Source organism: Cupriavidus sp. FW306-01-F10A (assembly GCF_058782785.1).
Map to the genome: position 1 here is coordinate 46687 of NZ_JBYSYA010000020.1, position 26554 is coordinate 73240.

Genomic DNA, 26554 nt, shown 5'->3' on the forward strand with positions numbered 1-26554 from the left:
GCGCGCCAGCCGCCGCCAGGCCACGTGCCTTTATCAATGGAGACATGCCGTGCACTACCTCGATGGATCCCTGTTCCCTGAAAACCAGCAGCCGCTGATCATCACCGCGGCACCGTACGCACCGGGCTGGCTGCCCTCCGATTTCCCGGAAGACATCCCCGTGACGATGGAAGACCAGATCCAGAAGGCCGTGGATTGCTACAACGCCGGCGCGACTGTGCTGCACCTGCATGTGCGCGAACTCGACGGCAAGGGCTCGAAGCGTCTGTCCAGGTTCAACGAGCTGATCGCCGGGGTGCGCAAGGCGGTGCCGGAGATGGTCATCCAGGTGGGCGGTTCGATTAGCTTCGCCCCGGAAAACGAGGGGGATGCCGCCAAGTGGCTTTCCGACGACACGCGCCACATGCTTGCCGAACTCGACCCCGTTCCGGACCAGGTGACCGTCACGGTGAACACGTCGCAGATGAACGTGACGGAGCATGCGGAACTTGCGGATTTCAAGGGCACCTCGCGCGAGAACCCCGCGATCTTCAACGCGTACAAGGAAATGACGGTTCCCGCCCAGCCTGGCTGGGTCGAAGAGCACATCCGCCGCCTGTCCGCTGCCGGCATCCAGAGCGCATTCCAGTGCTACAACATCAATAGCTTCGAATCCGTTGAGCGGCTGATCCGGCGCGGCGTGTACAAGGGCCCGCTGGTCATGAACTGGGTGGCGATCAGCGGCGGCATGGATGCGCCGAGCGTCTTCAACCTCGCCAACATCGTCCGCGCCGTGCCGGATGGCGCGGTGCTGACCGTCGAAAGCTCCGTGCGCAACGTGCTGCCTGTGAACATGATGGGGATTGCCCTGGGCCTGCATGTGCGGTGCGGGACCGAGGACTGCCTCTGGAACCAGTCGCGCACGGCCAAGATGAGCACGGTGAAGCAGATCGAGCAACTGGTGCGCATCGCGGGCGAATTCGGCCGCAAGGTGGCAACGGCCCAGGAAGCGCGCGAGATCCAGAAGATCGGCGTGTTCTACGACACGGTCGAAGAGACGCTGGAGGCCAACGGCTTCGCGCCGAACCGCAATGGCGGCAATCAGGGCTTCCTGCGCAAGGCCGCCTGACCCGGGTCGGTCGGCACTGGCGATGCGCCAGCAGAAGGGCAGGGGTGGCAGATCACCGGCTCACGATGAAGCCGGCTGCTGCCCTGAACAACCCTCGAACATTCGGAGACAACCATGAATCAAGCACAACCGTCGGCACGCCGCAGGGCGTCGCTGTCATGCATGCTCGGCCTGGCGCTGTCGGTGGCGCTGCCGGCTGCGCTCCCATCGATCGCCTATGCCCAGGCGTGGCCGACCAAGGTGGTCAAGATCGTGGTCGGCGGCCCCGCCGGCGGCACCGCCGATATCCTCGGGCGCATGCTGGCCGAGGGGCTGACGCAGTCGCTGGGCAAGCCGGTGATCGTCGAGCAGAAGCCGGGCGGCGCTGGCGCGATCGCGGTCAACACACTGCTTTCCGCACCGCATGACGGGCATACGCTGCTGCTGATCCAGGGTGGCATCGTTTCCGAAACGCCGCTGGCGCTCAAGGTCTCGTTCGATCCCTTCAAGGACCTGAAACCCGTTGCCCAGGTGGCACGCACGGGGCTGGTGCTGGTGGGCAACCCCAAGCTGCCGGCGAAGAACTTCAGCGAACTGCTTGCCTACATCAAGAGCAAGCCCGGGCAGATCGACTATGCCTCTTATGCCGCCGGCATGCGCGGCCAGACCATCGGCGTCCAGTTCAACCGCCTGGCCGGCGTGGATATGAAGCATGTCGGCTATAAGGGATCGCCGCCCGCGCTGCAGGACGTGATGGGCGGCCATGTGCCGCTGATGTTCGACGGCCTGGCCACGTCGCTGCCGCTGATCAAGTCCGGCAAGCTCAAGGCCTATGCCGTGGCGTATCCCAGGCGCATTCCCGCGCTGCCGGATGTGCCGACCTTCGCCGAAGTCGGCTTCCCGGCGATGACCGAGCCCGGCTGGATGGGGGTGTGGCTGCCGCCGGACGTGCCGGCGGCGGTGCAGGAAAAGATCCGCAACGCCACGCTGGCCATCGTGCAGCAGCCCGGCTACCGCGAGCGCGTGGAGGCCATGGGCATGGACGCCGGGCAACCGCTCAGCAGCGAGGCGCTGTCCAGGGATGCGCGCGCCGCCCATGAGCGGCAGGCGGAGTTGCTGCGGTCGATACATTTCGTGCCGGAGTAGGGGGAGGCCCGCCTTGCGCGGGCCTCGGCGAATCGTTCAGCAAAGTTGTATGCTTTCTGCATGGCGCGCCGGGCGCCTTCAGCGCGTCCCGGCCCCGGCGCAAAAAGTATGGCGGTGACGATATGAAGCCTGCTCACGCATTGATTGTGACTTGCGTCATGCTGGCCGCCTGCGTATCGACGGGCGTCGAGGTGAAACAGGAGCAGATGGCGAACTTCCTGCTCGGTTTCTCCACCCTCGACGACGTTACCACCCAGCTGGGGAAGCCCTCGTCGCAGACCACCCTGGTCAACGGGTCGACCATCCTGATCTATTCGTTTGCGGCCTCCAGGCCGCACCCTGAGAGCTTTATCCCGTTCATTGGCCCGCTGTTCGCCGGCGGCGCGATCCGGTCGTCGACGGTTTTCTTCGAGTTCGACGAGAACGGGGTCCTCAGGAGCCAGCGCCTGACCACGTCCGGCAGCATTTCGGGATGGAGCGTGCTGCCGCCCGAGATGTTGCCATAGGCGGGGGCGGTATACTTCCGCTCCTTTACGGCCCTGGCCGGACACCCGAGAGTTCCCATGAGCGCTTTGCCTCCCTGCCCAAAATGTCATTCCGAGTTCACCTATGAAGACGGGGGCCTCTACGTCTGCCCGGAATGCGCGCATGAATGGTCGGCGCAGGCAGCGGCGCCGGCCGAACCGGAGGCCAGGGTTTATCGCGATGCGGCAGGCAATGTCCTGCAGGACGGGGACACCGTCACCGTCATCAAGGACCTGAAGCTGAAGGGGTCGGCCGGTGTGGTCAAGATGGGTACCAAGGTGAAGAACATCCGCCTGGTCGACGGTGACCACGATATCGACTGCAAGATCGACGGCTTTGGTGCCATGAGCCTGAAATCGGAGTTCGTCAGGAAGGTTTGAACGGACGTTGCACCTTCGCCGCTCAGTCACCTGCGCGGCGGCTTCCGGGACGGGGTTGTCCCCCGGCTGCGCGAACGGGCTGCCGCGAACATCTGCATGTCGCGCAGGATACAGTCCAGCAGCGTATTCGCGGCCACGCCCATCGGGCGGCCAGCCTTCACCAGCAGGCGTGCCTTGGCGGCCTCGAACAGCGGATGGGCGATAGGCAGCGTCACCAGCTCGCCGGACTGCAATTCACGATAGGCCGCGAACCCGCCGATGAGCGTGATGCCATCATGCCGCTTCACGAAATGGCGCAGCACGGCCAGGGAGTTCGTGGTCAGCGTCGGGCGGATCTGGACATTCTCCGTGTAGGCCAGCATCTGCACGACCTGCCCGAGTCCGAATGCCGGCGGCATCATCGCCAGCGGGTAGTCGCCCAGTTCGTGCACGTCGACCTTGCCGCCCCGGCGTGCCAGCGGATGCCCGGCATGCACCAGCAGCACCACCGGCTGCGATGACGTGGCAACCCAGGCGATATCGGCATGCGCAGGCGGATTGTAGGCCAGCCCGATATGCGCGCGGCTTTCCGCTACCTCTTGCAGGACGTTGTTGACCGGGAGGATGTCGACGGTCACGTCGAGCCTGGGATAGCGCGCACAGAAGTCCGTCAGCACTTCGTCCATCAGTCCGTCGACATAGCCCTCGCTGGTGGCGATGCGCACCTGGCCGTGCTGCAGGCCGCGCAAGGCCTGCAGGCGGTCTTCGAAGAGCTCCTGCTGTGCGCGGCAGCCGCGCCAGTACTCGAGCAGATGCACCGCGGCTTCGGTCGGCTGCACCCCGCGTGCATGGCGGTCGAACAGCGGCGCGCCGACCTCATCTTCCAGCAGCCGGATCTGGCGCGTGATCACCGATGGCGAGGTGTTGATGCTGTCGGCCGCGCCACGGATCGAGCCATGTGTCAGTACCTCGTGAAAATAGCGCAGCCTGCGCTGGTTCAGTTCCCGCATATCGGATCCCGCTGTTGCCAATAGGGCAACGATAGCTGACTTAAGTTGCTCTTGCTCTGTTTTTTCATATGCCAGACGATCGACCCTGAACGACATCGCATCCACAAGAGATAGAGCCGACCACGGGAGAGACCGACATGTCCGCAACCCTGCCCCCACGTACCACGCCGGAGTACGGCAGCGCCGCGCAGCAGGCGCTGTACCGCAAGCTGAACTGGCGCCTGTTGCCGTTCCTGCTGCTCTGCTACACCTTTGCCTACCTGGATCGCGTCAACATCGGCTTTGCCAAGCTGCAGATGCAAAGCGATCTCGGCTTTTCCGATGCGGTGTACGGGCTGGGCGCCGGCATCTTCTTCTTCGGCTACGTCCTGTTCGAAATCCCGAGCAACCTGCTGCTGCCCCGGATTGGCGCCCGCAAGACCATCAGCCGCATCCTGGTGCTGTGGGGTCTCACTTCCGCGGGCATGATGTTCGTGCGTGACGAGACCACGTTCTATGTGCTGCGCTTCCTGCTCGGCGTGTTCGAGGCCGGCTTTGCACCGGGCATGATCTTCTACCTGACCTACTGGTACGGGCAGCGTCGCATGGCGCGCGTGATGGCCGTGGTGATGCTGGCCGGGCCCATCGGCGGGATCTTCGGCTCGCCGCTGTCGACGTGGCTGATGACAGGACTGTCCGGCGCCTACGGCCTGGCGGGCTGGCAATGGATGTTCCTGGTCGAAGGGCTGCCTTGCGTGCTGCTCGGTGCGCTGGCGCTGCGCGTGCTGGCCGACCGGCCCGCCGAGGCGAAGTGGCTCAGCGACGAAGAGAAGCGCATGCTGGCGGCTGAATTGCAGGTGCCGGCAGGCGGCCACCAGTCATTCGGCCAGGTCGCGCGCGACCGGCGCGTCTACCTGCTGGCCTTTGCCTATTTCACGATGATCTGCGGCATCTACGCCGTGAGCTTCTGGCTGCCGTCGATCCTCAAGGCCGACGGCGTCACGGACACCATGCAGATCGGGCTGTATTCGATGATTCCGTACATGGCGGCGGCAATCGCCATGGTCGTGATCGGCCGCAGCTCGGATCGCCGCGGCGAGCGCCGCTGGCACAGCGCGGTCCCCGCATTTGTCGGCGCCGTGGCGCTGGCCCTGGCCACGGTCTCGAGTGGAAACCTGCCGCTGTCATTGCTCTGCATGACCGTCGCCACGGCGATGATGTGGGCCGCCTATACCGTGTTCTGGGCGATTCCGTCGCAATACCTGAAGGGCGATGCCGCCGCCGGTGGCATCGCGCTGATCAATACCATCGGCCTGATTGGCGGCTTCCTGAGCCCGACCATCATTGGCGCGGTGCGCACCGCCACCGGCAGCATGCAGGCCGGCCTGCTGGTGATGGTGGCGCTGCTGATGGCCGGAGCGGCCGTACTGGTAGCCAACCGGATGCCCTCGCCCCAGGGCGCGGTCTCGCCCGCCTGAGGCTGGCCATTCAATTCACGGAGAGAACATTGGCAACACGGATTCTGATCGCCGGATTTCAGCACGAGACCAACACCTTTGCGCCGTCAAAGGCCACCTATGCCAGCTTCGAGCGCGGCGAAGGCTTTCCGGCGATGGTGCGTGGCGATGACGTGCTGTCGCTGCGCGACGTCAACATTCCGGCCGGCGGCTTCATTGCCGCGGCTGAGCGGCGCGGCTGGATGCTGCTGCCGGTGATCTGGGCCGGCGCCAGCCCATCCGCGCACGTGACCGAGGATGCGTTCGAGCGCATTGCCGGCGAAATCGTCGAGGCCACGCGCGCCGGCGGATTCGATGCGGTCTATCTGGACCTGCACGGCGCGATGGTTGCCGAACATAGGGACGATGGCGAAGGCACCTTGCTCGCGCGCATCCGTGCCGTGGTGGGGCCGGGCGTGCCGGTGGTCGCATCGCTCGATCTGCATGCCAACGTCACGCGGGCGATGCTCGAGGCCGCCGACGCACTGGTGGCCTATCGAACGTATCCCCACGTGGACATGGCCGAGACCGGCGAGCGGGCCGCGGCATTGCTGCAGCGCTTGCTGGAGGGCAGGGGGCCGCTGCATCGCGCAGTACGCCGGCTGCCGTTCCTGATCCCGATCAACGGCATGTGCACGATGCTGGAGCCTGCCCGCGCCATGTATTCGCTGCTGCAGCAGGGGGAAAGCGGCGCCGTGGTGTCGCTGTCGTTCGCGCCGGGCTTTCCCGCAGCCGATTTCCCGGAATGCGGGCCGGTGGTCTGGGGATACGGCGAGGACGCCGCAGCGGTCGACGCGGCGGTGCAGGCCTTGTACGACCGGATGCTGGCCGATGAGCCTGCCTGGGAGGTCCCGTTCCTCTCGCCGGACGAAGCCGTGCTCGAGGCCATGCGGCTGGCCGAGGGGGCGACGCGCCCGGTGGTCATTGCCGACACGCAGGACAACCCCGGGGCCGGTGGCGACTCGAACACCACGGGCATGCTGCGCGCCTTGCTGCGCCACGGCGCGCGGCACGCGGCCATCGGGCTGATCTGGGATCCGGCCGTGGCGGCCGAGGCGCACCGCGCCGGCGTGGGAGCCACCATCGACGTCGCTCTCGGCGGGGTTTCCGGGGTGCCCGGTGACGAGCCGCTGCGGGGGCGCTTCAAGGTGCTGAAGCTCTCCGATGGCGTATGCCGCTACGGCGGGCCGATGATGAACGGCATGCTGGCCGATGTCGGGCCCGTTGCGCTGCTGCGTATCGACGATGTGCTGGTGGTCGTCAGTGCCGGCAAGGCCCAGATGCTGGACCGCAACCTGTTCCGCGTGGGCGGGGTGGAGCCCGAGGCCATGAAGATTCTCGTCAACAAGAGTTCGGTGCATTTCCGGGCCGATTTCCAGGGCATTGCGCACGCCGTGCTGGTGGCCAAGGCGCCCGGCCCGATGACGGCGGATCCCGCGGACCTGCCCTGGACCAGGCTTGCCCCCGGCATCCGTCTCAAGCCGATGGGCAAGCCCTTCCAGGGCTAGTACCGCGCCAGCGGCGCGGCCTGGCGACCCGGCGGGGCGTCAGTTGAAGACATCCTGCCGGTACCTGCCCGCGCTGACCATCTCCGCCAGCCAGTCAGACGCCGCCTCTGCCGTCATCCCCTCTTGCTCTGCGCAGATCTGAATCAGCACCTGCCTGACCGCGGGCGCCATGTGGCGGCCGTCGCCGCACACGTAGATGATCGCACCCTGGTTCAGCCGCGCCCAGACATCGGCACGGCGCTGCCACAGCAGGTCCTGCACGTAGCGCGGCTCGCCATCCACGACTGAACAGGCCAGGTGGACCTGCACCACGCCCTGTGCCTGCCAGCGCTCCACGTCGTCGCGGTAGAGCCAGTCGTGCGCGGGGTGGCGGCAGCCGTAGTACAGCTGCACCGGGGCCAGCGGCCGCCCGGCTGCCTGTTGCGCGGCCTGCTCCTCAAGGAAGCCGCGGAACGGCGCGATGCCCGTGCCGGGGCCGATCAGGATCATGGGCGTGGCCGGGTCCGCCGCGGGCGCGAAGGTGGGATTGGGCGTGCGGATGGCGCCCGCCATCATGGCGCCTGGCGCCAGGCTTTGCAGCCAGGTGGAAGCCACGCCGCGGAAGAGCCCGCGGCCAGACAGCGCCGGTGACCAGACCGTGCCGACGGTGATGGTCGCCACGTCGGGCGAGACCAGCGGCGATGAGGCAATCGAATAGAACCTCGGCCGCATCGGCACGGTGCAAGCGAGCAGGCCGGCCAGATCCACCTCGATCGCTGGAAAGCGGTCCAGCACGTCGGCCAGCCCGAGCCGGCGCGGCGCCACCTGGGCGGCGTACCCGCTCCCGGCGTCGTCCGAGGCCAGCTGCTGCAGGGCCTGGCGCGTGACCGGGCAGCGCGAAGACTGCGACAGCAGGCGCAGGGTATGGCGCGACACCACGTCCTGCAGCTCCACAAAATGGGTCAGCAACTGGCGCACGGACAGGGCCTCGCCCAGCGGCAGGCCGCGCGCGGCCCCGCCGGAGGCGGACAAGGTGACGATGGCGTCCGGGTCGATGCCGATCCGCTCGCACAGGGCCGCGACCATCCCGGGCTGGTTCTGCGGATAGACGGCGAGGTGGTCGCCGGTGGCGTAGCGCACGCCTTCGGGCAGCCTGAGGCGGATATCGCGCGTGGAAGTCCGCGGCGCCTCGCGCGAGAAATCCCACAGGCCGGCTGGATCGTTCACCAGCTCGGTGTTGGCCAGGACCGTGAAGGCCTGGGTGTTCGCCGGCAGCGTGGATGCGCGGATTTCGGCGACGTCTTTCACCTGCACCCGGACCGGCGGCGTTCCCTGGGCCGGCCCGCCCACGCCGTCACCGGCCTGCAAGGCTTGCCACAGCAAGGCGAGCCAGCGTTCCGCGGCCTGGTCGAAGTCGCCGTTGCCGTCAGCTTCGCCACGCGGCAGCAGCGGACTGGCGCCGGCATTGGTGAAGAATTCATAGACCCGGCGCGGGAAGGCCTGGTACGTCGGCCATTGCGAGTTGCCGCAGCCCAGCACGGCCACGCTCAGCGCTTCTGCCCGGTAGCCGCTGGCGGCGCCGCTGTCGAGCAGTGCTTCGAGCCGCCTTGCCGAGTCCGGCGCGCGGCCGTTATAGGTGGCGGCGATGATGACGGCCAGGCCGGTGGTCGGCAGCGCGTCGGCCACGTCGTCCAGGTCGCGCAGCGTCGCATCGAAGCCCGCCGCCAGCGCGCCGGCATGCACCTGCTCAGCCAGTTCGCGCGCGGTGCCAAGGCTGGATCCGTACAGCACGGCAAGCGTCCTGCCGCCGCCCCGCACATCGGGGCCCGCCTGCGGCGCTTGCGCGATCCCGGCGAGCGGCGCCGCAGCGATGCGCTCATGCGGCCGGCGCCGGCGCGCACGCACCGTGAATCCGTCGGGCTTGATCGTCAGTGTTTCCTTGATGCGGAACTGGTAGTCGTGCGCGTCGGTGAACTGGAAATTGCGCAGCATCAGCGCCAGTGCCAGCTTGGCCTCGGTCAGCGCAAACTGGCGGCCGATGCAGGCACGTTCCCCGTTGCCGAAAGGCATGTAGGCGTGGCGCGGCAGCTTTGCCTCCTGCTCAGGCAGGAAACGGTCGATGTCAAAGCGTTCCGGGTCGGCCCACACCTTGGGGTCGCGGTGCAGCGCGGTCAGCACCACCGACAGGCGCCTGTCCTTGCGGATCAGGTAGCGGCCGCCCAGCAGCGTGTCTTCAAACGGCGCCACGGCGAAGGCGGGCGCGGTGGGCCACAGGCGCAAGGTTTCCTTCAGCACGCGGTCCAGTACCGGCAGCCGCGCCAGGTCGGCGTAGACCGGCGCCGCGTCGCCGGGCAGCACGGCGTCCACCTCCGCGTAGGCCTGTGCCATCACGCCCGGGTTGCGCAGCAGTTCATACAGCGCGAAGGTGAGCAGCCCGCTGGTGGTCTCGTGGCCCGCAATCAGGAACGTGATCACCTGGTTGCGGATGTTCTCGTCGTCCAGCCGCTGGCCGGTGTCCGGGTCCCGCGCTTCCAGCATCAGGCCGAGCAGGTCGTTGGCCGTGCCGCCCCTGCGTTCGCCCGCGTCGCCCGCGCGCCGCCGCCGGATCACGTCGTCCACCAGGTCGCGCATGAAGCGGGTGTCGTGGTCGAACTTCTGGCGTGCCGCGTGCATGAAGCGGTCTTGCAGGGCAAAGCGCGTCAGCTTGGACATCGCCTCTTCCAGCGCGCCCACCATGGCCTCGATGAAGGGGTGCAGTTCCGCGCTGGCGAACGATTCAAAGTCATAGCCAAAGCCGGACAGCGCGATGGTATCGAGCGTCAGCCGCGTCATGTCGTCGGCGACCGCGATATCGGCATCCGGGCCTTGCCGGTCCCATTTGTCCACCAGCCGGTTGGCCACGCGCAGCATGACGTCGAAGTAGCCCTTCATCGCGCGCTGGCTGAACGCCGGCATCAGGATGCGGTGCGCCTTGCCCCAGTTGGCCTCGTCGGAGCGTGCGGTGAACAGCCCGTCGCCGGCCATGCCGCGCAGGTAGGACAGCGGCGGGCCGATGTACTTGCGGAACTGCGCGGCATCGCACAACTCGGAGGCCAGTGCCACCGACGTCACGAACGGCACGCGCCGGCCGGCGAAATTCAGCTCGAAGATGCCGTCATGGTGGCGGCTGCGCGCCAGCAGGTGCTGGCCCAGCGCACCAGGCGTGATCTGCAGCAGGTTGCCGACCAGCGGCCAACCCGGGTCGCGCGGGATGGGCTCGGGGATGGGGGCATGCATGGAGCGGGCAGGGGTTTGATGCGGCGCGTCGGACGCCTGGTCGGGGCTGGATAGCTCAATGGGCGGCGGCATGGCGGGGCGGTGTCTCCTGAACGGGCGCTGACACGCGATTTGCCACGTGCGGCCGTTTCATTTAACGTAGACATCTGTCTACCGGCCCAAGCGTAGACAACCGTAGACATGCTGTCAACGAAGCCTGTCGGGCAAAAACCGAGTCCTGCTACTAAACCACATTCATGGAAGCCATTGCCGACGGCAAACGCCGCCTGATCGACGCCGCGTTGCGGCTGGCCGCAGCCAAGCGCAGCTTTGCGGCACTCAAGCTGCGCGAGATCGCGCGCGAGGCCGGCCTGAATCCCAACACGTTCTACCGGCATTTCAGCGACATGGAAGACCTGGCCATCACCGCCATGGCCGAAGTCAGCGCTGAACTGCGGCCGATGCTGCGTGCGGTCCGATGGGCCGCTGCCCGCGACAACCCGGGTGAAGTGGCCAAGCGTGCCTGCGAAGCCCTGTTCTTGTACGCGCAGCATCACCCGGATGCATTCATCGTTGGTGTATGCGGGATCACGGGCCCGCAGCCCGCGCTTCGCGTTGCCATTCGCACGGTGCTGGATGACATCGCCGCCGAGATGGCGGAAGACATCGAGCGGCTGGGGTTGTGTCCCAAGCTCTCACGCCCGGTCATTGACGACGTCTGCGCGTACGTCGTTTCCTACCTTTTCCATCAATGCGTCGACTACATCGAAGCCGATGCCGCCGGACGGCGCAGGCTGATGGCGCGCTCGGTGCAGTTGAGTTGCTGGCTGCTGCAGGGCGCGGCAGGGCCGAATGCCCAGCCGGGAACGAAATCAGGCAGGGAGCGCAAGGCCGTGGCGGCGTAGCCTGCTGCGACGAAACACGCGGAAGGAAGAATTCAGCCGAAGCAGTGGCCGAAGCGAAGGCGTGTGTCCGGGCCAGCGCTCACCCTGAAATCGTGATGCCGCACTCTTGCGCCACCGCCAGGAGCTTTTCCATGTCCGGCGCGCCTGGCGCAATTTCCTCATCGAGCCGCGTGAACAGGCGCGATGCGTTTCCGCCATGGCTGGTGACTGAAATCATTTCGCCGCCGCCGAAGCCGAAACGGAAGTAATGCACCGTGCCCGCTGGCACATGGACAAAGGTGCCAGCGGCAGCAGTGATCGCTTGATCGCCATAGCCGATCTCGACCGTCCCCTTGGTAATGAAGAACGATTCGTCCCAGTCATGGCTATGGGGCGGTGGGCCACTGCCTTCTTCGCCCTGCTGCAGAAACACCTCATAGCCTTGCGTGGCGGTCCTGGATGCCAGCACCGTGATCCTTTCTCCCACCACGTTGAGCGCGCGTCCATACGCATCCGGAGTCACCGCAAATGGTTCTGGTTTCATGCTGTTCTGCTCCGTCAGTGAGAACGTCGACGTGGCGATGCTGTCCAGGTGTGAGGCATGCGGCAGCTCCAAAGCGAGCCGGCCACGATGCCGGACGGGCGGGGCATGGGCTGCTCCCATATTTGATGTCTGGGAATTTTAGGCGGCCCACGATCGGAAGTCATCGCCAGGAATGAGGATTGCCATGGCCAATGTGCGTCAGCAAACGTTCCTCCCATGCGCAATGTCACTTGCCCCTGGCTCGCTTTCCCATTTCAATGGAGTTGACAGGGAGAGGGGATGACATCATGACAGTCACTCGCTTGCAGAGCATTCCCGGCATCGGGGTTGACAGGATGGCCGACAAGGCTGACTCGATGCGAAACGCCAATATCTTGCGACTGGAGAACCTCGACACTGACTTGCGGCCGCCGCCAGCAGCAATCCGGCGCACGCATGAGGCAATCGATGACGATGCTGCCAACAGCTATCTGCCATTCATGGGCCAGCGTGCACTGCGGGAAGCCGCGGTGGCGCGTGTCCGGCGCATCTCCGGCGTCACATACCACCCTGATACCGAATGCATCATCTCCGCGGGTGGATTGGCCGGGATTCTGAATGTCCTGTTATCCACAATCGAGACGGGGGACGAGGTGGTACTGACGGATCCGACCTACGCAGGCCTGATCAATCGTGTCTACCTCGCAGGCGGGCTGCCAAGATTTGCGCGCCTCATGCCAGGGGTCGACGGCTGGCGACTCGACCTGGACAGCCTCGCCGACGCGATCGGGCCCCGCACACGGGCATTGCTCATCATGTCGCCGTCGATGCCGACTGGCTTCGTCGTGTCCGCGCCGGAGTGGGAGGAGATCGCCCGGCACTGCGAGCAGGTCGGTGCGTGGCTGGTATATGACGCAGCCATGGAAAGAATCCTGTTCGACGGTCGGCAGGTGATCCACCCCGTTTCTCTGCCTGGCATGCGCGAGCGCACCATCACCGTTGGTTCGGTCTCCAAGGAATATCGCATGATTGGCTGGAGAGTCGGCTGGATAGTCGGGCCGGAGCCGCTGATGGCCGACGTGCGGCTGACCAGCTTGTCGAACGTCGTGTGCCAGGTCGGTATCGCCATGCCAGGGGCCACAGCCGCACTGACTGCCAGCGACGATGGCGTGGCCGCGGCAACGGCAGAGTGGGAATCACGCCGCGATATGATGTTGTCCGCGCTGGCCGATCTCCCCGTGATTCGCCCGCACGGCGGATGGTCGCTTCTGATGGATACCCAACGGCTCGGTCTTGCACCGTCTGAAGCGTCCAGGCGCTTGCTGGCGCGCGGCGACGTGGCGGCCACGCCGATGGATAACTGGGGGCCAAGCGGCATCCGCTACCTGCGCTTCGTCTTTGCCAATGAGCCGGTCCAGCGCCTGGCTGACATTCGCGAGCGGATTCGCCTGGCGTGGGACCTCTGACACGTGCAACGCTGAGCGACGAAAATGCCGGCCGCTTCTGGTCATGGTGGTTCCGAGGGCAACGACCGGACCCTGCTGTATTTCGGCTGGCTGACCCTGTTCATCGCCCTGGCAACGCCGGCCGGCTACCTGGTCGATATACAGACGTCGTACCTGCTCAAGAACCAGTTGCATGCGACGGCGACTGAGATATCGATATTCCGGCTGGTGACGGGCATACCAGTCTACCTTGCGTTCGTTTTTGGCCTCGCGCGCGACCAATGGAACCCGCTGGGATTGCGCGATCGGGGCTTCTTCCTGATTTTCGCCCCGGCGACCGCGGCGGCATTCATCTGGATGGCGTATTCAGGTTTCTCATACGCGGGACTGGTCATCGGGATGCTGCTGGCAATGCTGTCGTCCCGATTTATCGCTGCAGCCTATCAGGGGTTGATCGCGCTGGTGGGCCAGGAGAAGCTCATGTCCGGGCGCCTGAGCGCGCTGTTGAACGTGGTCGGCTCCGTCCCGGTGGTTGCGGGGGCGTTCGCCTCCGGGTACATCTCGGATCATCTTGCCGCAAAGGAAGCCTTCCTCCTGATGGCGATGTTCGCCTTGTCGATTGCGGTGCTGGGGCTCTGGAAGCCCGCTTCGGTCTTCCGCCACATCTACGAGAAGCCACAAGCCAGGGGCACGGATCTCGTTGGCAATGTCAGGCGGCTGGTGAGACATAAGGCTGTCTATCCAGCGGTTCTCATCTGCTTTCTGTGGAACTTTGCGCCAGGCGCGGCCACGCCGCTGCAGTTCTATCTGAGCAATGAGCTGCATGCATCGGATTCCGTTTACTCGTACTACAACGGGATCTTTGCCGCCGCGTTCATCCCGACATTCCTGCTGTATGGCTTTCTGTGCAAGAAGGTATCGCTGAACAAGCTGCTGTGGTGGGGAACGATCGTCGCAGTGCCGCAGATGGTTCCGCTGGCATTCATCGACTCAGCCAATCTTGCCCTGGTACTGGCGGCACCGATAGGGCTGATGGGCGGTGTCGCCACGGCGGCATACTTCGATCTCGCGATGCGGTCCTGTCCGCCGGGCCTGCAAGGAACCCTGATGATGCTGGTGGATGGCGTTCTTGCGCTCTCGGCGCGTGCCGGCGATGTCCTGGGATCATGGATCTATAACAGCAGCCCGACGCACGGTTTCACATATTGTGTGATCGCGACTACGGTGGTGTACGCACTGATCCTGTTTTTGATCCCGCTGGCGCCAAAAGCATTGATTGCTACCCGGGACGGCGAAGCAAATCCGGAGGTCCTCAGTCAGCGCACCGTTGAATGAACTGCGTGATGGCGGGCAGGATGGATTGCCGGAAACGCTGGCCGGCGAAGGTGCCGTAGTGACCCACGCCATCGACGACCAGGTGTTCCTTCCGGTCGGCCGCAAGACCGGCGCAGAGCGCGTGAGCCGCTTCGGTCTGGCCGCGGCCGGTGATGTCGTCGTCGCTGCCTTCGATGGTCAGCAATGAAACGTTGGCAATGGCCTCGGGGTAGACGCGGCGCTGGCCGACTTCCATGCAGCCGCGGCACAGGTGATGCTCCAGGAAAACCTTCTGGATGGTTTCCAGGTAGTACTCGGCCGGCACGTCGAGCACGGCGTTGTACTCGTCATAGAACTTGCGGTGCCTGGCTGCCTCGGTCTGCCTGCCATCGACCAGGTGGCGGTAGAAGTCGAGGTGCGCACCGGCGTGCTGTGCGACGTTCATCGATACGAAGCCTGCCAGCTGGAGGAAGCCCGGATAAACCCGGCGCCCGTTTCCCGGGTAGCCGGCGGGCACCCGTTCGATGACGTTGGCCTCGAACCACGCCAGCGAATATTGCTGCGCGAACTGGTCGACCGCCGTCGGGCTGACGCGCGTGTCGATGGGCGCGGCGATCAGGGTCATTGAGCGAGGCTGCACCTGCTCGTTGTCTTCGGCCATCTGGGCGACCGCGCAAAGCACCGGGACCCCGGGCTGGCAAACCGCGACGATATGCGTGCCGGCGCCGAGGTAGCGCAAGAACTTTTTCAGGTAGTCGACATAGCCGCCAAGATCGAAGTGCCCGGCGTCAAGCGGGACCTGGCGCGCATCGGCCCAGTCGGTGATGTAGACATCGTGCTCCGGCAGCAATGCCTCGACCGTCGGGCGCAGCAGGGTGGCGTAGTGGCCGGAGAGCGGTGCCACCAGCAACACGCGGGGCCCAGGGCTGGACATGTCCTTCCTGAAATGCAGCAGCCGGCAGAAGGGCGCTTCGATGAGCGCGGTCTCGGTGACGGCCACCGGCTGCCCGCGCACCAGGACCTCGTCGATCTCAAAGCGAGGTTTCCCGTAGGCCTTGGTCAGCCGGGTGAACAACTCAAGCGCGGCGTCGGTCTCGCGCAGCCCCGGAAGCCAGGCGACCGACTCACCCCAGAAATTGACTGCACGATAACCCGCTTCGATCATCGCCCCGAGCGGGCCAAGGGATTGCAGCGTGAGTTCCCGCAGAGCGTAGAGCGCCATGGCGATTCCCGCCTTCTTGATAGGGTTGGTGTGTTGTTCTGGCGCAGGGGCCGGCAAACCGGGCAGAGACCAGTGCTTTCTTGCAGGTGCTGCGCGATGCGGGCGTCAGCGCAGGTGGCGCGCCCGGCAGCCGCACGGCCGGCTTCGTGCAAGATGGCTGGGCGGGCGACAGGCTTCTGCCGCGGGTGCGTCAGTGGGAAGGTGGCGCTGGTGCACCGAGAAGTGCTGCGCGCGGCTCAGGTGCCGTCGATGTCGAATGGACTGGTTGCGGGAAGCACCGGCGTTGCCGTGGCGGCCGTTGCGGCCGGACAGGTGCGCGCGGCCCAGGTCGCACGCGAATCGGCTGGAATGCTGCATGATGCCCCCCTACTACTCAAGCCACCGGCATTGCGTCGCAATGCCTGCGGTACAGCTTGCAATCAAGTTACGTCATTTACATTCAGTAACATATTCGATCTAACCCTATTGCAACGCTTTGCATACGTCATTTGCAACGAAATGAAGGCTGGCTGGTTCATTCGATGCGAATGCGGCTCATGTGCTGCCGGGATGTGATCCTCTATAGCCAGCAGGGCGGATGCCGTCAGGCCGTCTGCCGGGCTATTTGTAAATCTTTGCAAGTTACGTTCGGGTAAAACGCCAGGCAGGCGGATGCGGTTGACCCGCCCGGTGCCGCTTCCGCGCTGTCAAGCTGCCCGGCCAATGACCGGAATCACGCCGAAGGCAACGGTAGCCAGCATCATGACCACTGCCGCCGACAGCGCCCAGAGCAGCGTATAGCGCTGGTGATCGCCGAATTCGACCTCGGCCAGGCCGACCAGCAGGTAGGTCGACGCGACCAGCGGGCTCAGCAGGTGAACCTGCTGCCCGATCAGCGAGGCGCGTCCGATTTCCGCCGCGCCGATGCCATAGACGGCGGCGGCCTTGGCCAGGATCGGCAGGATGCCGAAGTAGAACGCGTCGTTCGAGATAAAGAAGGTGAACGGAATGCTCAGCACCCCGGTCACCAGGGCCATGTAGGGACCCATCCAGTCCGGCACGGCGCTGATGACGCTGTTGGCGATGGCGTCGACCATCTTGGTGCCGGACAGGATCCCGACGAAGATGCCGGCGGCAAAAATCAGCGACACCACCGGCACGACGTTGGCGGCATGCGCGCTCATGCGCTCCTTCTGTTCGTGCAGGCTCGGGTAGTTGACCATCAGCGCGATGGCGGACGCGATGATGAACAGCGCAGGCAGCGGCAAGGTGCCGAGAATCAGCAGCACCATCAGGCCGCTGGTCAGCAGGAAGTTGAACCACAGCAGCTTGGGCCTGGCGATCCGGGGATCGCCGGTGGCAGCCTCCGGCATGACATGGCCGTCATCGCCGGCCCCGGTGCGCATCAGGGCGATGCTGCCAAGCCGGTTGCGTTCGCGGCGGCCGAGCAGGAATGCCACGAACAGGCCCCACATGCCGGTGACGATCATCGGCAGGATCATCGGCACGAACAGCGAGCCCACGTCCACGCCCAGCGCGCTGGCGGCACGCGCGGTCGGGCCGCCCCAGGGCAGGATGTTCATCAGCCCGCCGGCCATCATGATCACGCAGGCCAGCACCAGCCGGCTGATGCCCAGGCGCTTGTAGAGCGGGAGCATGGCGGCGCAGGTGATCATGTAAGTGGTCGAGCCGTCGCCGTCGAGCGACACCAGCGCGGCCAGCACGAAGGTGCCCATGATGATCTTGACCGGATCGCCGCCCACCATCTTCAGGATCGCGCGCACCACCGGATCGAACAGCCCGGCATCGATCATCAGGCCGAAATACAGGATGGCGAACATCAGCATCACGCCGGTCGGCGCCAGCTTCTTGACGCCGTCCAGCATCATCGGGCCGAGTTCGGGGCCGAAGCCGCCGATCGCGGCGAACGCAATCGGAACCAGGATCAGCGCCACCATGGCGGAGAGCCGCTTGGTCATGATCAGTGCCATGAACACGATCACCATCGAATAGGCGAGCAGGGTCAACATCTTTTTCTGGATCTCTTTGCCGCCCTGCAGCGTGGGGTGCTTGCGGGCGGGTGTGTGCGCGTCCGTGCGGCGCACGAGGTTAAAAGCAAGGCCGATCCCGCCGGCACGCCAGGGCGTGCCGGGTATGGAATGACCGCGGAGGGTGGCAGTCTTGCGCGCTGGCCCGGGCGGGCCGCGCGGGCGCGGCTCAGCTGGCGGAAACGATGCGTTTCACTACCGCGTCCGCGAACTGCAGCGTGGTGGCCGTGCCGTGGAGGTCGCCGGTCTTCACCTGGTCCTGGACGAGCGTCAGCTCGATGGCCGTGCGCAGGCGCGTGGCCAGGTCCTGGCGGCCCACGTGGTCGAGCATCAGGCCGGCGGCCAGCATCAGCGAGATCGGGTTGGCAATGCCTTTGCCGGCGATGTCTGGCGCCGAGCCGTGCACGGCCTCGAAGATCGCGGCCTGGTCGCCGATGTTGGCGCCCGGCGCCATGCCAAGCCCGCCAACGAGGCCGGCGATCTGGTCCGACAGGATGTCGCCGAACAGGTTGGTACAGAGCAGCATGTCGAAGCGCCACGGGTTGAGCACCAGCTGCATGGCGCAGGCGTCGACAATGATGTCGTCCATGTCCACGCGGCCCGCGTAGTCCTTGGCGACCTCGCGCGCCGCTTCCAGGAAGATGCCGGTGAGCGCCTTCAGGATATTGGCCTTGTGCACCACCGTGATCTTCTTGCGGCCGTTTTTGACGGCGTACTCGAAGGCGAAGCGGGCAATGCGCCGGCACGCGTCGCGCGTGTTGGTGCCGGTCGACACCGCCACCGCATGCGGGTCGTCGCCAACCGGGATGTAGTAGTCATGGGCCACATAGAAGCCGCCGACGTTCTCGCGCACCAGCACCAGGTCGATATTCTCGAAGCGGCCCGGCACCAGGGTGCGGGCCGGGCGTACATTGGCATAGAGGTTGAACGTCTCGCGCAGGCGCACATTGACCGAGCGGAAACCACCGCCCACCGGCGTGGTCAGCGGCCCCTTCAGGGCCAGGCCGGTGCGGCCGATGCTGTCCAGCGTGTCTTGCGGCAGGGGATCGCCGCTGTATTCGACGCCGGCCATCCCCGCGCGCCGGATATCCCAGGCAAACGGGGCGTCCAGCGCTTCCAGCACCCTGACGGTGGCGTCCACAACTTCGGGACCGATCCCGTCGCCGGGGATCAGCGTGGCCGGGATCTGTTCGCGTGCACCGTTTTCCATTTGCGTTCCTGTCGTGAATTGAGCGTTTCGCTGGCCGGCCAGGGCGCCAGGGAGGCTATGTTTCTCGTCGCCGGGCGGGCGCCGGTCCGGGTGACCAGGGGCCCGATTCTAGGCGGGGAAGGCTGTCAGGAAACTGTCAATGTGCCGGCTATGTCATTGGGGTTTACGCGGAGGGGGACGATCTCTGCTGACGGAGAGCGGCTGGCCGCGACGTTGAACGGGCGCTGATGCCCGGAAGCCGGGCTAGGCGGACAGGCGTGCCGCCTTGAATTGTTTCCAGAGGCGGCGCAGCGGCTGCCGGTCAACGCTGACACCCCTTGCGATATAGCCGCGCGCATAGCCGCAGCCAATGGCAAGTTGCTGCCGTTCTGTCCCCAGGCGCAGCAACAACCCCGCTGCAACCGCCATATCATTGCGCCATCCGAGGTCATCCTGCAGGCGCGACAATTGCCGGCGATAGCGGTGCACCTTGTTCGCGGCAAACAAGGATCCAAAGAACTCGGTCGCATAGCGCAGCTTCTTTGCGGCGATACGCGCACGATGGCGCCGCTGCTCATCGAGCTTTGCCATGCCCCGTCCCCGCTTGAGCAGCCTGCGTTGCCGCTTGCGCAGCGTGGTCAGCGCGAAATCCCTGGCGGGTCCGGTGAGTGCCGTGCGCTGCGCCTCGCCAAGGCCATCGCGCCAGTCCGCGCTGCCCAGCCAATGGCTCAGCGTCAGGATCAGCCGGGTGTAGCGATCGGAATTCACGGCCTGGGCCGCGCGTTGCCGGGCATCGGCTGCGACTGCCTTCGCCGCGGCAAGCACCGCGCCCGCGCCCACGTCCTCCGGCGCCCCATCGAACGCGTCACGCAAGGTGGTATTGGCAAGCACTTCCCAGTCACGTGCGGGGCCGAGTTCATCGGCAATCCATTTGAGGTCCGATTGCAGTGCCGGCGGGCAGGCAAGCAGCGGCTCAAAGATATCGAGCGCGGAGCGCAGGCGACGCAGGCCGACACGCATCTGGTGCACGCTTTCCGGATTGGAGCCGTTGACCACGCCGCGTTCGTTCCCGGAGATTTGCGCCAGGCAGTTCTGGGCAATGCACCGAAACACCGCCTCCGCCGAGCCGGCATCGGCCAGCCTGAGGGGCTGCGCCCGTACCGCTTCTTCGGCCTCGGCAGCCACCAGCGCATAGCCACGGTCGCCTTTGCTGGCGCGGCTCAGGCGCATTGGCACTGCGTCGAGCAGCCGCAGGGCAAACGCTGACAGATGGGCCGATTCCCCGGCCTGGATCTCCATCTCAAGCTCGCGGATCGGCTCCGTGGCGTCGTTCGCGCGGACAACGCCGCGATCGACCGCCAGTTCGACCTCGTCCCCCTGTGGCAAGCGCAACAGCAGGACCGTGCGCCGGACATCCGTGATGAAGATCGGCTTCAGGCGTTGTGCCAGGTCGCCTTCACGCAGCAGCGTCCCCAACGCAGTGCCTTCGGGCAGCTTGTCTCGCAGTGCACCCAGATCTGGCGTATTTCCGGGGACCGCCGACTCAAACTCTTCCCGCTCGTAAAGCGCCCCATGCTGCGTGCCCCAGGTCTTCAAGGTCTGCACATGATGTTCACCCGCTTGCCGCACGCGCAGCGACGCGTGCATACGCCGAAAAGCAAGGTCCGACGTATCGAAATACGTGCTCACGAGCCTGTCTTCGTGCGGCGGCTCCACACAGCAGGACGACACCAGGGGCAAGCCGATCAGCGCTTCGGCCTGGTCCTGCAGCAACTCGAGCTTGAGTTCGCGTTCCATTTATCCGAGCTTTGCCGTGCCCTCGAATTTTGCGAATACCCTGGCCTGGACTGCGTTCATCACTGCAAGGGTCTCGTCACTGGCAGGGCCGCTGGTGGTCACCCCGGTGGCGTTCTTCGGCTTCGAGCCGGGCGGGTCGAAGATAAAGAGCGTATCGAACTTTCCGGCCGACTCTTTCTTCAGGCGCCGGTTAAGTGCTTTCAGGTATCGTTTCTTGTCAGTCTTCGACATAGGTTCCAAGGTTATCTGCGGTGGCAATAACGACCCAGGTCATTGAACTGCGTGCTTAATGAGCTCACGCTTCGCCAGGCACCCCTGCTAGTGCGACTGGCTGGCATTCGTCTCCCCGCCGAAGGGGATTTCGTGCTCCCGCAACTTCTGCAGCGATTGGGTCAGCCTGGCGCCGTGCTTGCGGTCCGCGGCCAGCAGCAGTGCCTCTATGCCGTCCTCCAGCCCGGCAAGCTCGCGGTCACCCGGCAGCCTGGTCGCTTTCATATCCTGCAATTCGTTGGCAATGCGCTTCCCCAACTTGCGCACAAACTCCGGGTCAAGGTGACCTTGCGCTGCAGCACCTCCAATATGCTCGATCAAGCGCATCAGCCCTTCCGGGGTGGTCTCGGTCGCAGATGGTATTACGTGGGTCATTGGCAGCTCCAGTGGGCGCGTCAGATCATTCTACGCATCGGATGCTCATAAGATGGTACGTATTTCGCGGGAGCAGTGCGATCAGTTTCGCCCCGATATGCGCGATACGCCAGCTAGAATCGGGAAGGATTCCCCCGCACAGGCACTCACACCATGAAACCCGAATCCGATCCCATGCAGAATGCGTCACCGATGGTCGCGGGGGAGGGGCGCCTCGGCACCCCGGTCGACGCGGATGGCCTGCCGAATGGCAATGAGCTCTATATCAACCGCGAACTCAGCCAGCTGGAGTTCTTCGGCCGCGTGCTGCAGCAGGCCGCCGATCCCGCGGTGCCACTGCTGGAGCGGCTGCGTGCCCTGTGCACCTTCAGCAGCAACCTGGATGAGTTCTACGAGATCCGCGTCGCAGGCCTGAAGGAGCAGTGCTTGCTTCAATCCCCGGTGGCGGGCCCGGACGGGCTGACGCCGCAGGCGGTCTATGCCAGGGTCAACCAGCGGGTCCGGGAGCTGATCGACCAGCAGTACCGCCTGTTCAATGACATGCTGATCCCGGCCATGTCCGAGCAGCAGATCCGCTTCTTGCGGCGGCCCACGTGGAACCCCGCGCAGGCGGAATGGATCCGGGAGTTCTTCTTCGCCGAGCTGATGCCGGTCCTGACGCCGATCGGGCTGGACCCGGCGCATCCGTTTCCACGGGTGCTCAACAAGAGCCTGAACTTCGCCGTTGAGCTCGAGGGCAAGGATGCGTTCGGGCGCAACTCCGGCTATGCCATCGTGCAGGCGCCGCGAGCGCTGCCGCGGGTCATCGCCTTGCCGCCGGAGACTGCCGGATGCGAGCATGGCTTTGTGTTCCTGTCTTCCATCCTGCATGCCCACGTCGGCGAGCTGTTCAGTGGCATGACGGTGCGCGGCTGCTACCAGTTCCGCGTGACCCGCAACAGCGAGCTGTTCGTGGACGAGGAAGAGGTCAAGAACCTGCGCGAGGCGCTGCAAGGCGAACTGCCGCACCGTCATTATGGCGATGCGGTCCGGCTGGAGGTGGCTGACAACTGCACGCCGGCAATGACTGGGTTCCTGCAGCAGCAGTTCGGCCTGGCGGCAAGCGAGGTGTTCTCCGTCAACGGACCGGTCAACCTGGTTCGCCTGATGCAGGTGCCGGACCAGGTGGACCGGCCCGAACTGAAGTACCTGCCTTTCCGGGCCGGCCTGCCGAAGGTGCTGCACGAGCAATCCGATATCTTCCGCGCCATTCGCGAGGGCGACATCCTGCTGCATCACCCGTTCCAGTCGTTCACTCCGGTGGTGGACTTTGTCAGGCAGGCGGCACAGGACCCCGATGTGGTGGCAATCAGCCAGACCGTGTATCGGGCCGGGCATGACTCGGTCCTGCTCTCGGCACTGATCGAGGCCGCGCGCAACGGCAAGGAAGTCACCGTCGTGGTGGAACTGCTGGCCCGCTTCGATGAAGAGGCCAATATCGGTTGGGCGACGCAACTGGAGGAAGTCGGCGCGCATGTCATCTATGGGGTCGTCGGTTTCAAGGCGCACGCCAAGATGGTCATGGTATTGCGGCGCGAGGGCGGGAAGCTTCGCCGCTATGTGCATCTCGGAACCGGGAACTATCACCACCAGACCACGCGCACCTACACGGATTTTGGCTTGCTCACCTGCAGTGAGTCGCTGACGCAGGATGTGGCGCAAGTGTTCAGCCAGCTGACCGGCCGCGGCCAGACCCATAGCATGACCCATATCTGGCAATCGCCCTTCACCATGAAGCAGGCGTTGCTTGAAGCGATCCGGTGCGAAGCCGGGCACGCCAGGGCCGGCCGCAAGGGATGGATCGTGGTCAAGATGAATGCGCTGCTGGAACCCGACCTGATTCAGGCGCTGTACGACGCCTCACGCGACGGTGTCCGTATCGACCTGATCATCCGGGGCGCCTGTGCGCTGCGCCCCGGCGTTGCCGGCCTGTCGGAGAACATTACGGTGAAATCCGTCATGGGCCGGTTTCTCGAGCACTCGCGCATCTTTTATTTTCACGATGGCGGGGCGGAAAAGGTCATGCTGTCCAGCGGTGAATGGATGGAGCGAAGCCTGTCCCGGCGGATCGAGATCTGCTTTCCCATCCTTGATGCCGGGTTGAAGGAGCGCGTTATCGCGGAAGGGCTGAAACCGTACCTGGCAGACCGGCGTGACACCTGGCAGATGGCGCCGGACGGAACCTACGAGCGTCAGGCCTCGCGTGACGGCGAGGGGGTGCAGGATATCCTGCTGTCGGCTTTGACGTGAGCCCTGCCGCGTGATCGTGCCCTTGATCAACCGAGATCGTCCTGGATCGGCCGGTGGCCTGCTTTCATCATGAATTTGATGTTGCCCGAGACGTTTCATCTCCTATACATACTTTTTCCGGCCGCTCTGGCGGCCTGCCTAATACTTCCTCGCTAAGCCGTTCGGCTCGCGCCAGCATTCCCCTCCAGTGGGGCTTGACCGCATGATTCGGGGCGTTGGATATCCGTGTCCGCCGTGCCTGCCGGAGCCTCCGCAAACGAATTCCCATGGCTGGCGATGCCTTGTCCTGCAAGGCTTCAAGGGAATTCCGCAGTCCCGCGGCGACAGTACCCGTGACCAGTGCCGCGGGCTCCGACATTATCCCGCGCGCCGGTGGCGCGGCGCATTTTCATCCGCGCGCGGTGCGGCATTCCGTATAACCGCGACTCGTCCATAGAGCCGATTTTCCATTCCAATTCCGCCAGCTAGATTGACCTCATCGCTGGCGCGGCCAAAGCCATCGAATTTCGCGTGCTTAATAGGCCAAGGAAAGGGGGTCCATCCATGAAACGCATCCACATGAAGCTGGCGGCCTTGCCGCTCGCCTGTCTCGTCATCACGGTCGCAGGTTGCGGGGGAGGCGGGGGCGACTCGACGTCTACCACTGCCGCCACCACGGCACCAGGCACCGGAACGTCAACGCCAACGTCACCAACGTCGCCAACAACGGAGACCGCGGGCAGCAGCAGCGTCATGCTGTCGGGTACCACCGATCCGGGGCCCGAGATCGGTAAGGACGGGGATTTCTACCTGAATACCGTGACCTGGATGCTGTTCGGGCCCAAGGCAAACGGCGTGTGGCCGGCAGGGATTTCGATAGCGGGTACCGGCAATACCGGCTCGGCCGGGAACACCATCCTGTCCGGCTCGGTCGATCCGACCGACAGCGTCGGCAACAATGGCGACTACTACATCAATACCACCACCTCGACCCTGTTCGGGCCCAAGGCAAACGGCACGTGGCCGCCGGGTGTCCCGATGGGGGGCGGCACCGGGTCGGGCACCGGCGGCGGCGTCGTCCTGACGGGCGCGGGCGCGCCAGCCAACAGCGTCGGCAACAATGGCGACTACTACCTCGACACCAACACCTGGACGCTGTACGGCCCCAAGGCCAATGACGTGTGGCCGGCAGGGGTCTCGCTGGTCACCCAGCCGGGCGGCAGCGGCGGCACCGGCGGCACCGGCGGCGGCACTGCAGGCAACGGCGGCCACATCCTGTATGGCAGCGGTGCGCCGACCGACGACATCGGCGTCGATGGCGACTTCTATTTCGACACCACGACCTCGACGCTGTACGGTCCCAAGGCGGGCGGCAAGTGGCCGACCTCGGGCGTGACCGCAGGGACAGGCACCGTCTACAACGGCAACTTCAACGTGCCAGAAACGCTCAGCCGCGGCCGCTATGCCATGACCGGCGCCGGCGGGGCGGTGCCTTTGCCGACGGACTTCGGTGTCGTGATCCCCTACGATTGCACCAAGGTCACGCTCACTGCCAGCACACTCGGCAAGGTCAGGGGAACGCTGGACATTTCGGTGTACAAGGTGTCAGGGTCCGGCGCGTCAGCGACCATCGCGCCCCTCAACGATCTGAGCTGCAAAGTCACCAACGGCCTGCAGAACTGCAGTGAGGAGGTGCCGGCCGGCATCGTCAACCACAACGACAAGCTGCAGGTACAGGTCGACAACAACCAGGCCACCGAATGGGGAGGCCTCGCCGTCAACCTCGCCTGCGTCAAATAAGCTGGTTGAATGGGGGCGCGCGTCTGTGCCGGGGGGCAGGCGCGCGCTTGTGCGGAGGCAGGGAAAATTGTCCTGCCTCCTTTTGTTTGCTCAAGACGCCTGGCATGGTGAACGACTGCGTGCAGCCCGTTCGGCTTGACCTTTTGCATACCGGGACAGCGCGGATCGCGGATGGCCCCGGCCGGGTTGACCGAGGATGTCGGTCACCGCTATGACGAGCGGTGGCCGCTCAACGCGACCTGTCGGTGGGGATCTGGCAGAGCAGTTCGGGCAACACATCGGCAGCGCCGGCGTCCTGATGCGTCATCAAAGCCGCGCCTATCTGGCCGGACACTGACTAGCCACCAGCGCGGGCGACATCTTCAGCCGGAAGCCTGCCCCGCAGGCATAGTGCCCTGAGCGTCGAGGCAAGCAGCCGCTCGCAACGGCGCCGCCATGATGGCCGCATCGCGTCGTCGGGCCACGGGCACGGCTGTGCCGGCTCCGTATCGGCTGACACGTCCGCTTGCAGCACGGGCTGCGCGAAGACGGCGTGCCCTCTGTACTGGGCCAGCAGTTCCTCGCGGCTGACTTCCTGCACCCCACCGCCCCAGCCTGGCAGGGCGACGAGAAACCGTCCGTGCTCGCAGCGCTGCAGCAGTACGCACGGCCTGTTCTTGTCCAGCAACAGGATTGCCGGTATCGAGGTATCCGGGATATCGTCGAGGTCGCGCTCCGCCAGCCGGGCCGACAAGCCGGCGCGCGCCGCTGCGGCGCAGAGCATCGGCAACGTCAGGGCCTGTCCATCCAGCGGCAGTCCTTCCAGCAGGACCGCTGAAGGCACCGTCCGTTGCAGGGCCCGGTTCAGCAACAGCAGGCAGCCCAGCATCGGATCGTCCGCACCCGTGGGCCGGCTCATTGCGGCAGGAGGCTCCTGGCGGCCAGCCATGACGTACAGGCCGGAAGTCCCGGGATGCACAGCGGGCGTTGTGCTGTGTGTGCGCCGCGGTGGCGCTGATCCAGCTTCGATGTCTTCTGCTGGCGCCTCGCATAGTGCAAGGTCAGCCGACGCATGTCGCCCGCGCGGACTCTGTTCACCCATGATTCCCCCCGGTTT

21 protein-coding genes are annotated in these 26554 nt (G+C 65.3%); 11 read left to right on the forward strand and 10 right to left on the reverse strand.

Features of this window, described 5'->3' with window-relative positions; translation table 11 throughout:
* Positions 1-49: 49 nt before the first annotated feature.
* The 4 genes from AC3WLF_RS24040 to AC3WLF_RS24055 all read left to right on the forward strand — a co-directional run bounded on the left by AC3WLF_RS24040 (position 50) and on the right by AC3WLF_RS24055 (position 3138).
* A complete protein-coding gene (locus tag AC3WLF_RS24040; RefSeq protein ID WP_492318649.1) occupies positions 50-1108 on the forward strand; it encodes a beta-keto acid cleavage family enzyme in 1059 nt (352 codons plus the stop codon).
* Between the two features lie 114 nt (positions 1109-1222).
* A complete protein-coding gene (locus AC3WLF_RS24045; RefSeq protein ID WP_492318648.1) occupies positions 1223-2233 on the forward strand; it encodes a Bug family tripartite tricarboxylate transporter substrate binding protein in 1011 nt (336 codons plus the stop codon).
* Positions 2234-2355: 122 nt separating this feature from the next.
* Complete coding sequence (locus AC3WLF_RS24050) at positions 2356-2739, forward strand: hypothetical protein (RefSeq protein WP_035827758.1); 384 nt, start codon at positions 2356-2358, stop codon at positions 2737-2739.
* A gap of 57 nt (positions 2740-2796) precedes the next feature.
* The gene (locus tag AC3WLF_RS24055; RefSeq protein WP_492318647.1) at positions 2797-3138 is read left to right on the forward strand and encodes a zinc ribbon domain-containing protein YjdM; all 342 of its coding nucleotides are present in this window, start codon (positions 2797-2799) and stop codon (positions 3136-3138) included.
* A 26-nt stretch (positions 3139-3164) separates the two neighbouring features.
* Here the strand turns inward: AC3WLF_RS24055 and AC3WLF_RS24060 are convergent, their stop codons facing one another.
* Entirely contained in the window at positions 3165-4127 is a 963-nt protein-coding gene (locus AC3WLF_RS24060; RefSeq protein WP_010809730.1) for a LysR family transcriptional regulator, read from the reverse strand.
* 137 nt (positions 4128-4264) lie between these two features.
* Between AC3WLF_RS24060 and AC3WLF_RS24065 the strand changes: the two genes are divergently transcribed.
* Together AC3WLF_RS24065 and AC3WLF_RS24070 are read left to right on the forward strand one after the other, a co-directional pair.
* Positions 4265-5584, forward strand: coding sequence for an MFS transporter (locus AC3WLF_RS24065; protein ID WP_058698529.1), 1320 nt, complete (start codon positions 4265-4267; stop codon positions 5582-5584).
* A gap of 29 nt (positions 5585-5613) precedes the next feature.
* Positions 5614-7110 (forward strand): M81 family metallopeptidase, encoded by a 1497-nt coding sequence (locus AC3WLF_RS24070; RefSeq protein ID WP_492356170.1) that lies wholly within the window; start codon positions 5614-5616, stop codon positions 7108-7110.
* Between the two features lie 39 nt (positions 7111-7149).
* Here the strand turns inward: AC3WLF_RS24070 and AC3WLF_RS24075 are convergent, their stop codons facing one another.
* Positions 7150-10437, reverse strand: coding sequence for a bifunctional cytochrome P450/NADPH--P450 reductase (locus AC3WLF_RS24075; RefSeq protein ID WP_492358925.1), 3288 nt, complete (start codon positions 10435-10437; stop codon positions 7150-7152).
* A 164-nt stretch (positions 10438-10601) separates the two neighbouring features.
* On the opposite strand from AC3WLF_RS24075, the gene AC3WLF_RS24080 reads away from it, so the two are divergent.
* A complete protein-coding gene (locus AC3WLF_RS24080; protein ID WP_492318644.1) occupies positions 10602-11249 on the forward strand; it encodes a TetR family transcriptional regulator in 648 nt (215 codons plus the stop codon).
* 79 nt (positions 11250-11328) lie between these two features.
* Here the strand turns inward: AC3WLF_RS24080 and AC3WLF_RS24085 are convergent, their stop codons facing one another.
* On the reverse strand, positions 11329-11772 hold the full coding sequence (locus AC3WLF_RS24085; RefSeq protein ID WP_492318643.1) for a cupin domain-containing protein: 444 nt from the start codon (positions 11770-11772) through the stop codon (positions 11329-11331).
* Between the two features lie 287 nt (positions 11773-12059).
* Here AC3WLF_RS24085 and AC3WLF_RS24090 point away from each other — a divergent pair, with 287 nt between their 5' ends.
* Together AC3WLF_RS24090 and AC3WLF_RS24095 are read left to right on the forward strand one after the other, a co-directional pair.
* Positions 12060-13217 carry a pyridoxal phosphate-dependent aminotransferase gene (locus AC3WLF_RS24090; RefSeq protein WP_492318642.1) on the forward strand — a complete coding sequence of 386 codons (1158 nt, stop codon included), beginning with the start codon at positions 12060-12062 and terminating at the stop codon, positions 13215-13217.
* Between the two features lie 24 nt (positions 13218-13241).
* On the forward strand, positions 13242-14531 hold the full coding sequence (locus tag AC3WLF_RS24095; protein WP_492318641.1) for an MFS transporter: 1290 nt from the start codon (positions 13242-13244) through the stop codon (positions 14529-14531).
* On the opposite strand, the gene AC3WLF_RS24100 is transcribed toward AC3WLF_RS24095, so the two are convergent.
* The 6 genes from AC3WLF_RS24100 to AC3WLF_RS24125 form a co-directional block, all read right to left on the reverse strand.
* Positions 14509-15732: a polyhydroxyalkanoate depolymerase gene (locus tag AC3WLF_RS24100; protein ID WP_492356173.1), complete on the reverse strand. Its 1224-nt coding sequence runs from the start codon at positions 15730-15732 to the stop codon at positions 14509-14511. The two genes, AC3WLF_RS24095 and AC3WLF_RS24100, sit on opposite strands and share 23 nt — an antisense overlap.
* A 686-nt stretch (positions 15733-16418) precedes the next feature.
* A complete protein-coding gene (locus AC3WLF_RS24105) occupies positions 16419-17741 on the reverse strand; it encodes a CitMHS family transporter (RefSeq protein ID WP_492358926.1) in 1323 nt (440 codons plus the stop codon).
* Between the two features lie 187 nt (positions 17742-17928).
* Complete coding sequence (locus AC3WLF_RS24110) at positions 17929-18969, reverse strand: isocitrate/isopropylmalate dehydrogenase family protein (RefSeq protein WP_492318638.1); 1041 nt, start codon at positions 18967-18969, stop codon at positions 17929-17931.
* 243 nt (positions 18970-19212) lie between these two features.
* Positions 19213-20745: a CYTH and CHAD domain-containing protein gene (locus tag AC3WLF_RS24115; RefSeq protein WP_492358927.1), complete on the reverse strand. Its 1533-nt coding sequence runs from the start codon at positions 20743-20745 to the stop codon at positions 19213-19215.
* Positions 20746-20976, reverse strand: a complete 231-nt coding sequence (locus tag AC3WLF_RS24120) for a hypothetical protein (RefSeq protein WP_492318636.1) — start codon at positions 20974-20976, stop codon at positions 20746-20748.
* A gap of 87 nt (positions 20977-21063) precedes the next feature.
* Positions 21064-21390: a hypothetical protein gene (locus tag AC3WLF_RS24125; protein ID WP_492358928.1), complete on the reverse strand. Its 327-nt coding sequence runs from the start codon at positions 21388-21390 to the stop codon at positions 21064-21066.
* Positions 21391-21543: 153 nt separating this feature from the next.
* On the opposite strand from AC3WLF_RS24125, the gene ppk1 reads away from it, so the two are divergent.
* Entirely contained in the window at positions 21544-23679 is a 2136-nt protein-coding gene (gene ppk1 / locus AC3WLF_RS24130) for a polyphosphate kinase 1 (RefSeq protein ID WP_492358929.1), read from the forward strand.
* A 543-nt stretch (positions 23680-24222) separates the two neighbouring features.
* On the forward strand, positions 24223-25458 hold the full coding sequence (locus AC3WLF_RS24135) for a hypothetical protein (protein ID WP_492351721.1): 1236 nt from the start codon (positions 24223-24225) through the stop codon (positions 25456-25458).
* Between the two features lie 337 nt (positions 25459-25795).
* Here the strand turns inward: AC3WLF_RS24135 and AC3WLF_RS24140 are convergent, their stop codons facing one another.
* Complete coding sequence (locus AC3WLF_RS24140) at positions 25796-26356, reverse strand: cysteine peptidase family C39 domain-containing protein (RefSeq protein ID WP_492358930.1); 561 nt, start codon at positions 26354-26356, stop codon at positions 25796-25798.
* Positions 26357-26554: the final 198 nt, after the last annotated feature.

Excerpts from the sequence above, each read along its gene's own strand:
- AC3WLF_RS24045 (WP_492318648.1), top strand. The coding sequence starts at position 1,223 with ATGAATCAAGCACAACCGTCGGCACGCCGCAGGGCGTCGCTGTCATGC.
- AC3WLF_RS24050 (WP_035827758.1), top strand. The coding sequence starts at position 2,356 with ATGAAGCCTGCTCACGCATTGATTGTGACTTGCGTCATGCTGGCCGCC.
- AC3WLF_RS24055 (WP_492318647.1), top strand. The coding sequence starts at position 2,797 with ATGAGCGCTTTGCCTCCCTGCCCAAAATGTCATTCCGAGTTCACCTAT.
- AC3WLF_RS24060 (WP_010809730.1), bottom strand. The coding sequence starts at position 4,127 with ATGCGGGAACTGAACCAGCGCAGGCTGCGCTATTTTCACGAGGTACTG.
- AC3WLF_RS24065 (WP_058698529.1), top strand. The coding sequence starts at position 4,265 with ATGTCCGCAACCCTGCCCCCACGTACCACGCCGGAGTACGGCAGCGCC.
- AC3WLF_RS24075 (WP_492358925.1), bottom strand. The coding sequence starts at position 10,437 with ATGCCGCCGCCCATTGAGCTATCCAGCCCCGACCAGGCGTCCGACGCG.
- AC3WLF_RS24080 (WP_492318644.1), top strand. The coding sequence starts at position 10,602 with ATGGAAGCCATTGCCGACGGCAAACGCCGCCTGATCGACGCCGCGTTG.
- AC3WLF_RS24085 (WP_492318643.1), bottom strand. The coding sequence starts at position 11,772 with ATGAAACCAGAACCATTTGCGGTGACTCCGGATGCGTATGGACGCGCG.
- AC3WLF_RS24090 (WP_492318642.1), top strand. The coding sequence starts at position 12,060 with ATGACAGTCACTCGCTTGCAGAGCATTCCCGGCATCGGGGTTGACAGG.
- AC3WLF_RS24095 (WP_492318641.1), top strand. The coding sequence starts at position 13,242 with ATGCCGGCCGCTTCTGGTCATGGTGGTTCCGAGGGCAACGACCGGACC.
- AC3WLF_RS24100 (WP_492356173.1), bottom strand. The coding sequence starts at position 15,732 with ATGGCGCTCTACGCTCTGCGGGAACTCACGCTGCAATCCCTTGGCCCG.
- AC3WLF_RS24105 (WP_492358926.1), bottom strand. The coding sequence starts at position 17,741 with ATGTTGACCCTGCTCGCCTATTCGATGGTGATCGTGTTCATGGCACTG.
- AC3WLF_RS24110 (WP_492318638.1), bottom strand. The coding sequence starts at position 18,969 with ATGGAAAACGGTGCACGCGAACAGATCCCGGCCACGCTGATCCCCGGC.
- AC3WLF_RS24115 (WP_492358927.1), bottom strand. The coding sequence starts at position 20,745 with ATGGAACGCGAACTCAAGCTCGAGTTGCTGCAGGACCAGGCCGAAGCG.
- AC3WLF_RS24120 (WP_492318636.1), bottom strand. The coding sequence starts at position 20,976 with ATGTCGAAGACTGACAAGAAACGATACCTGAAAGCACTTAACCGGCGC.
- AC3WLF_RS24125 (WP_492358928.1), bottom strand. The coding sequence starts at position 21,390 with ATGACCCACGTAATACCATCTGCGACCGAGACCACCCCGGAAGGGCTG.
- ppk1 (WP_492358929.1), top strand. The coding sequence starts at position 21,544 with ATGAAACCCGAATCCGATCCCATGCAGAATGCGTCACCGATGGTCGCG.
- AC3WLF_RS24135 (WP_492351721.1), top strand. The coding sequence starts at position 24,223 with ATGAAACGCATCCACATGAAGCTGGCGGCCTTGCCGCTCGCCTGTCTC.
- AC3WLF_RS24140 (WP_492358930.1), bottom strand. The coding sequence starts at position 26,356 with ATGAGCCGGCCCACGGGTGCGGACGATCCGATGCTGGGCTGCCTGCTG.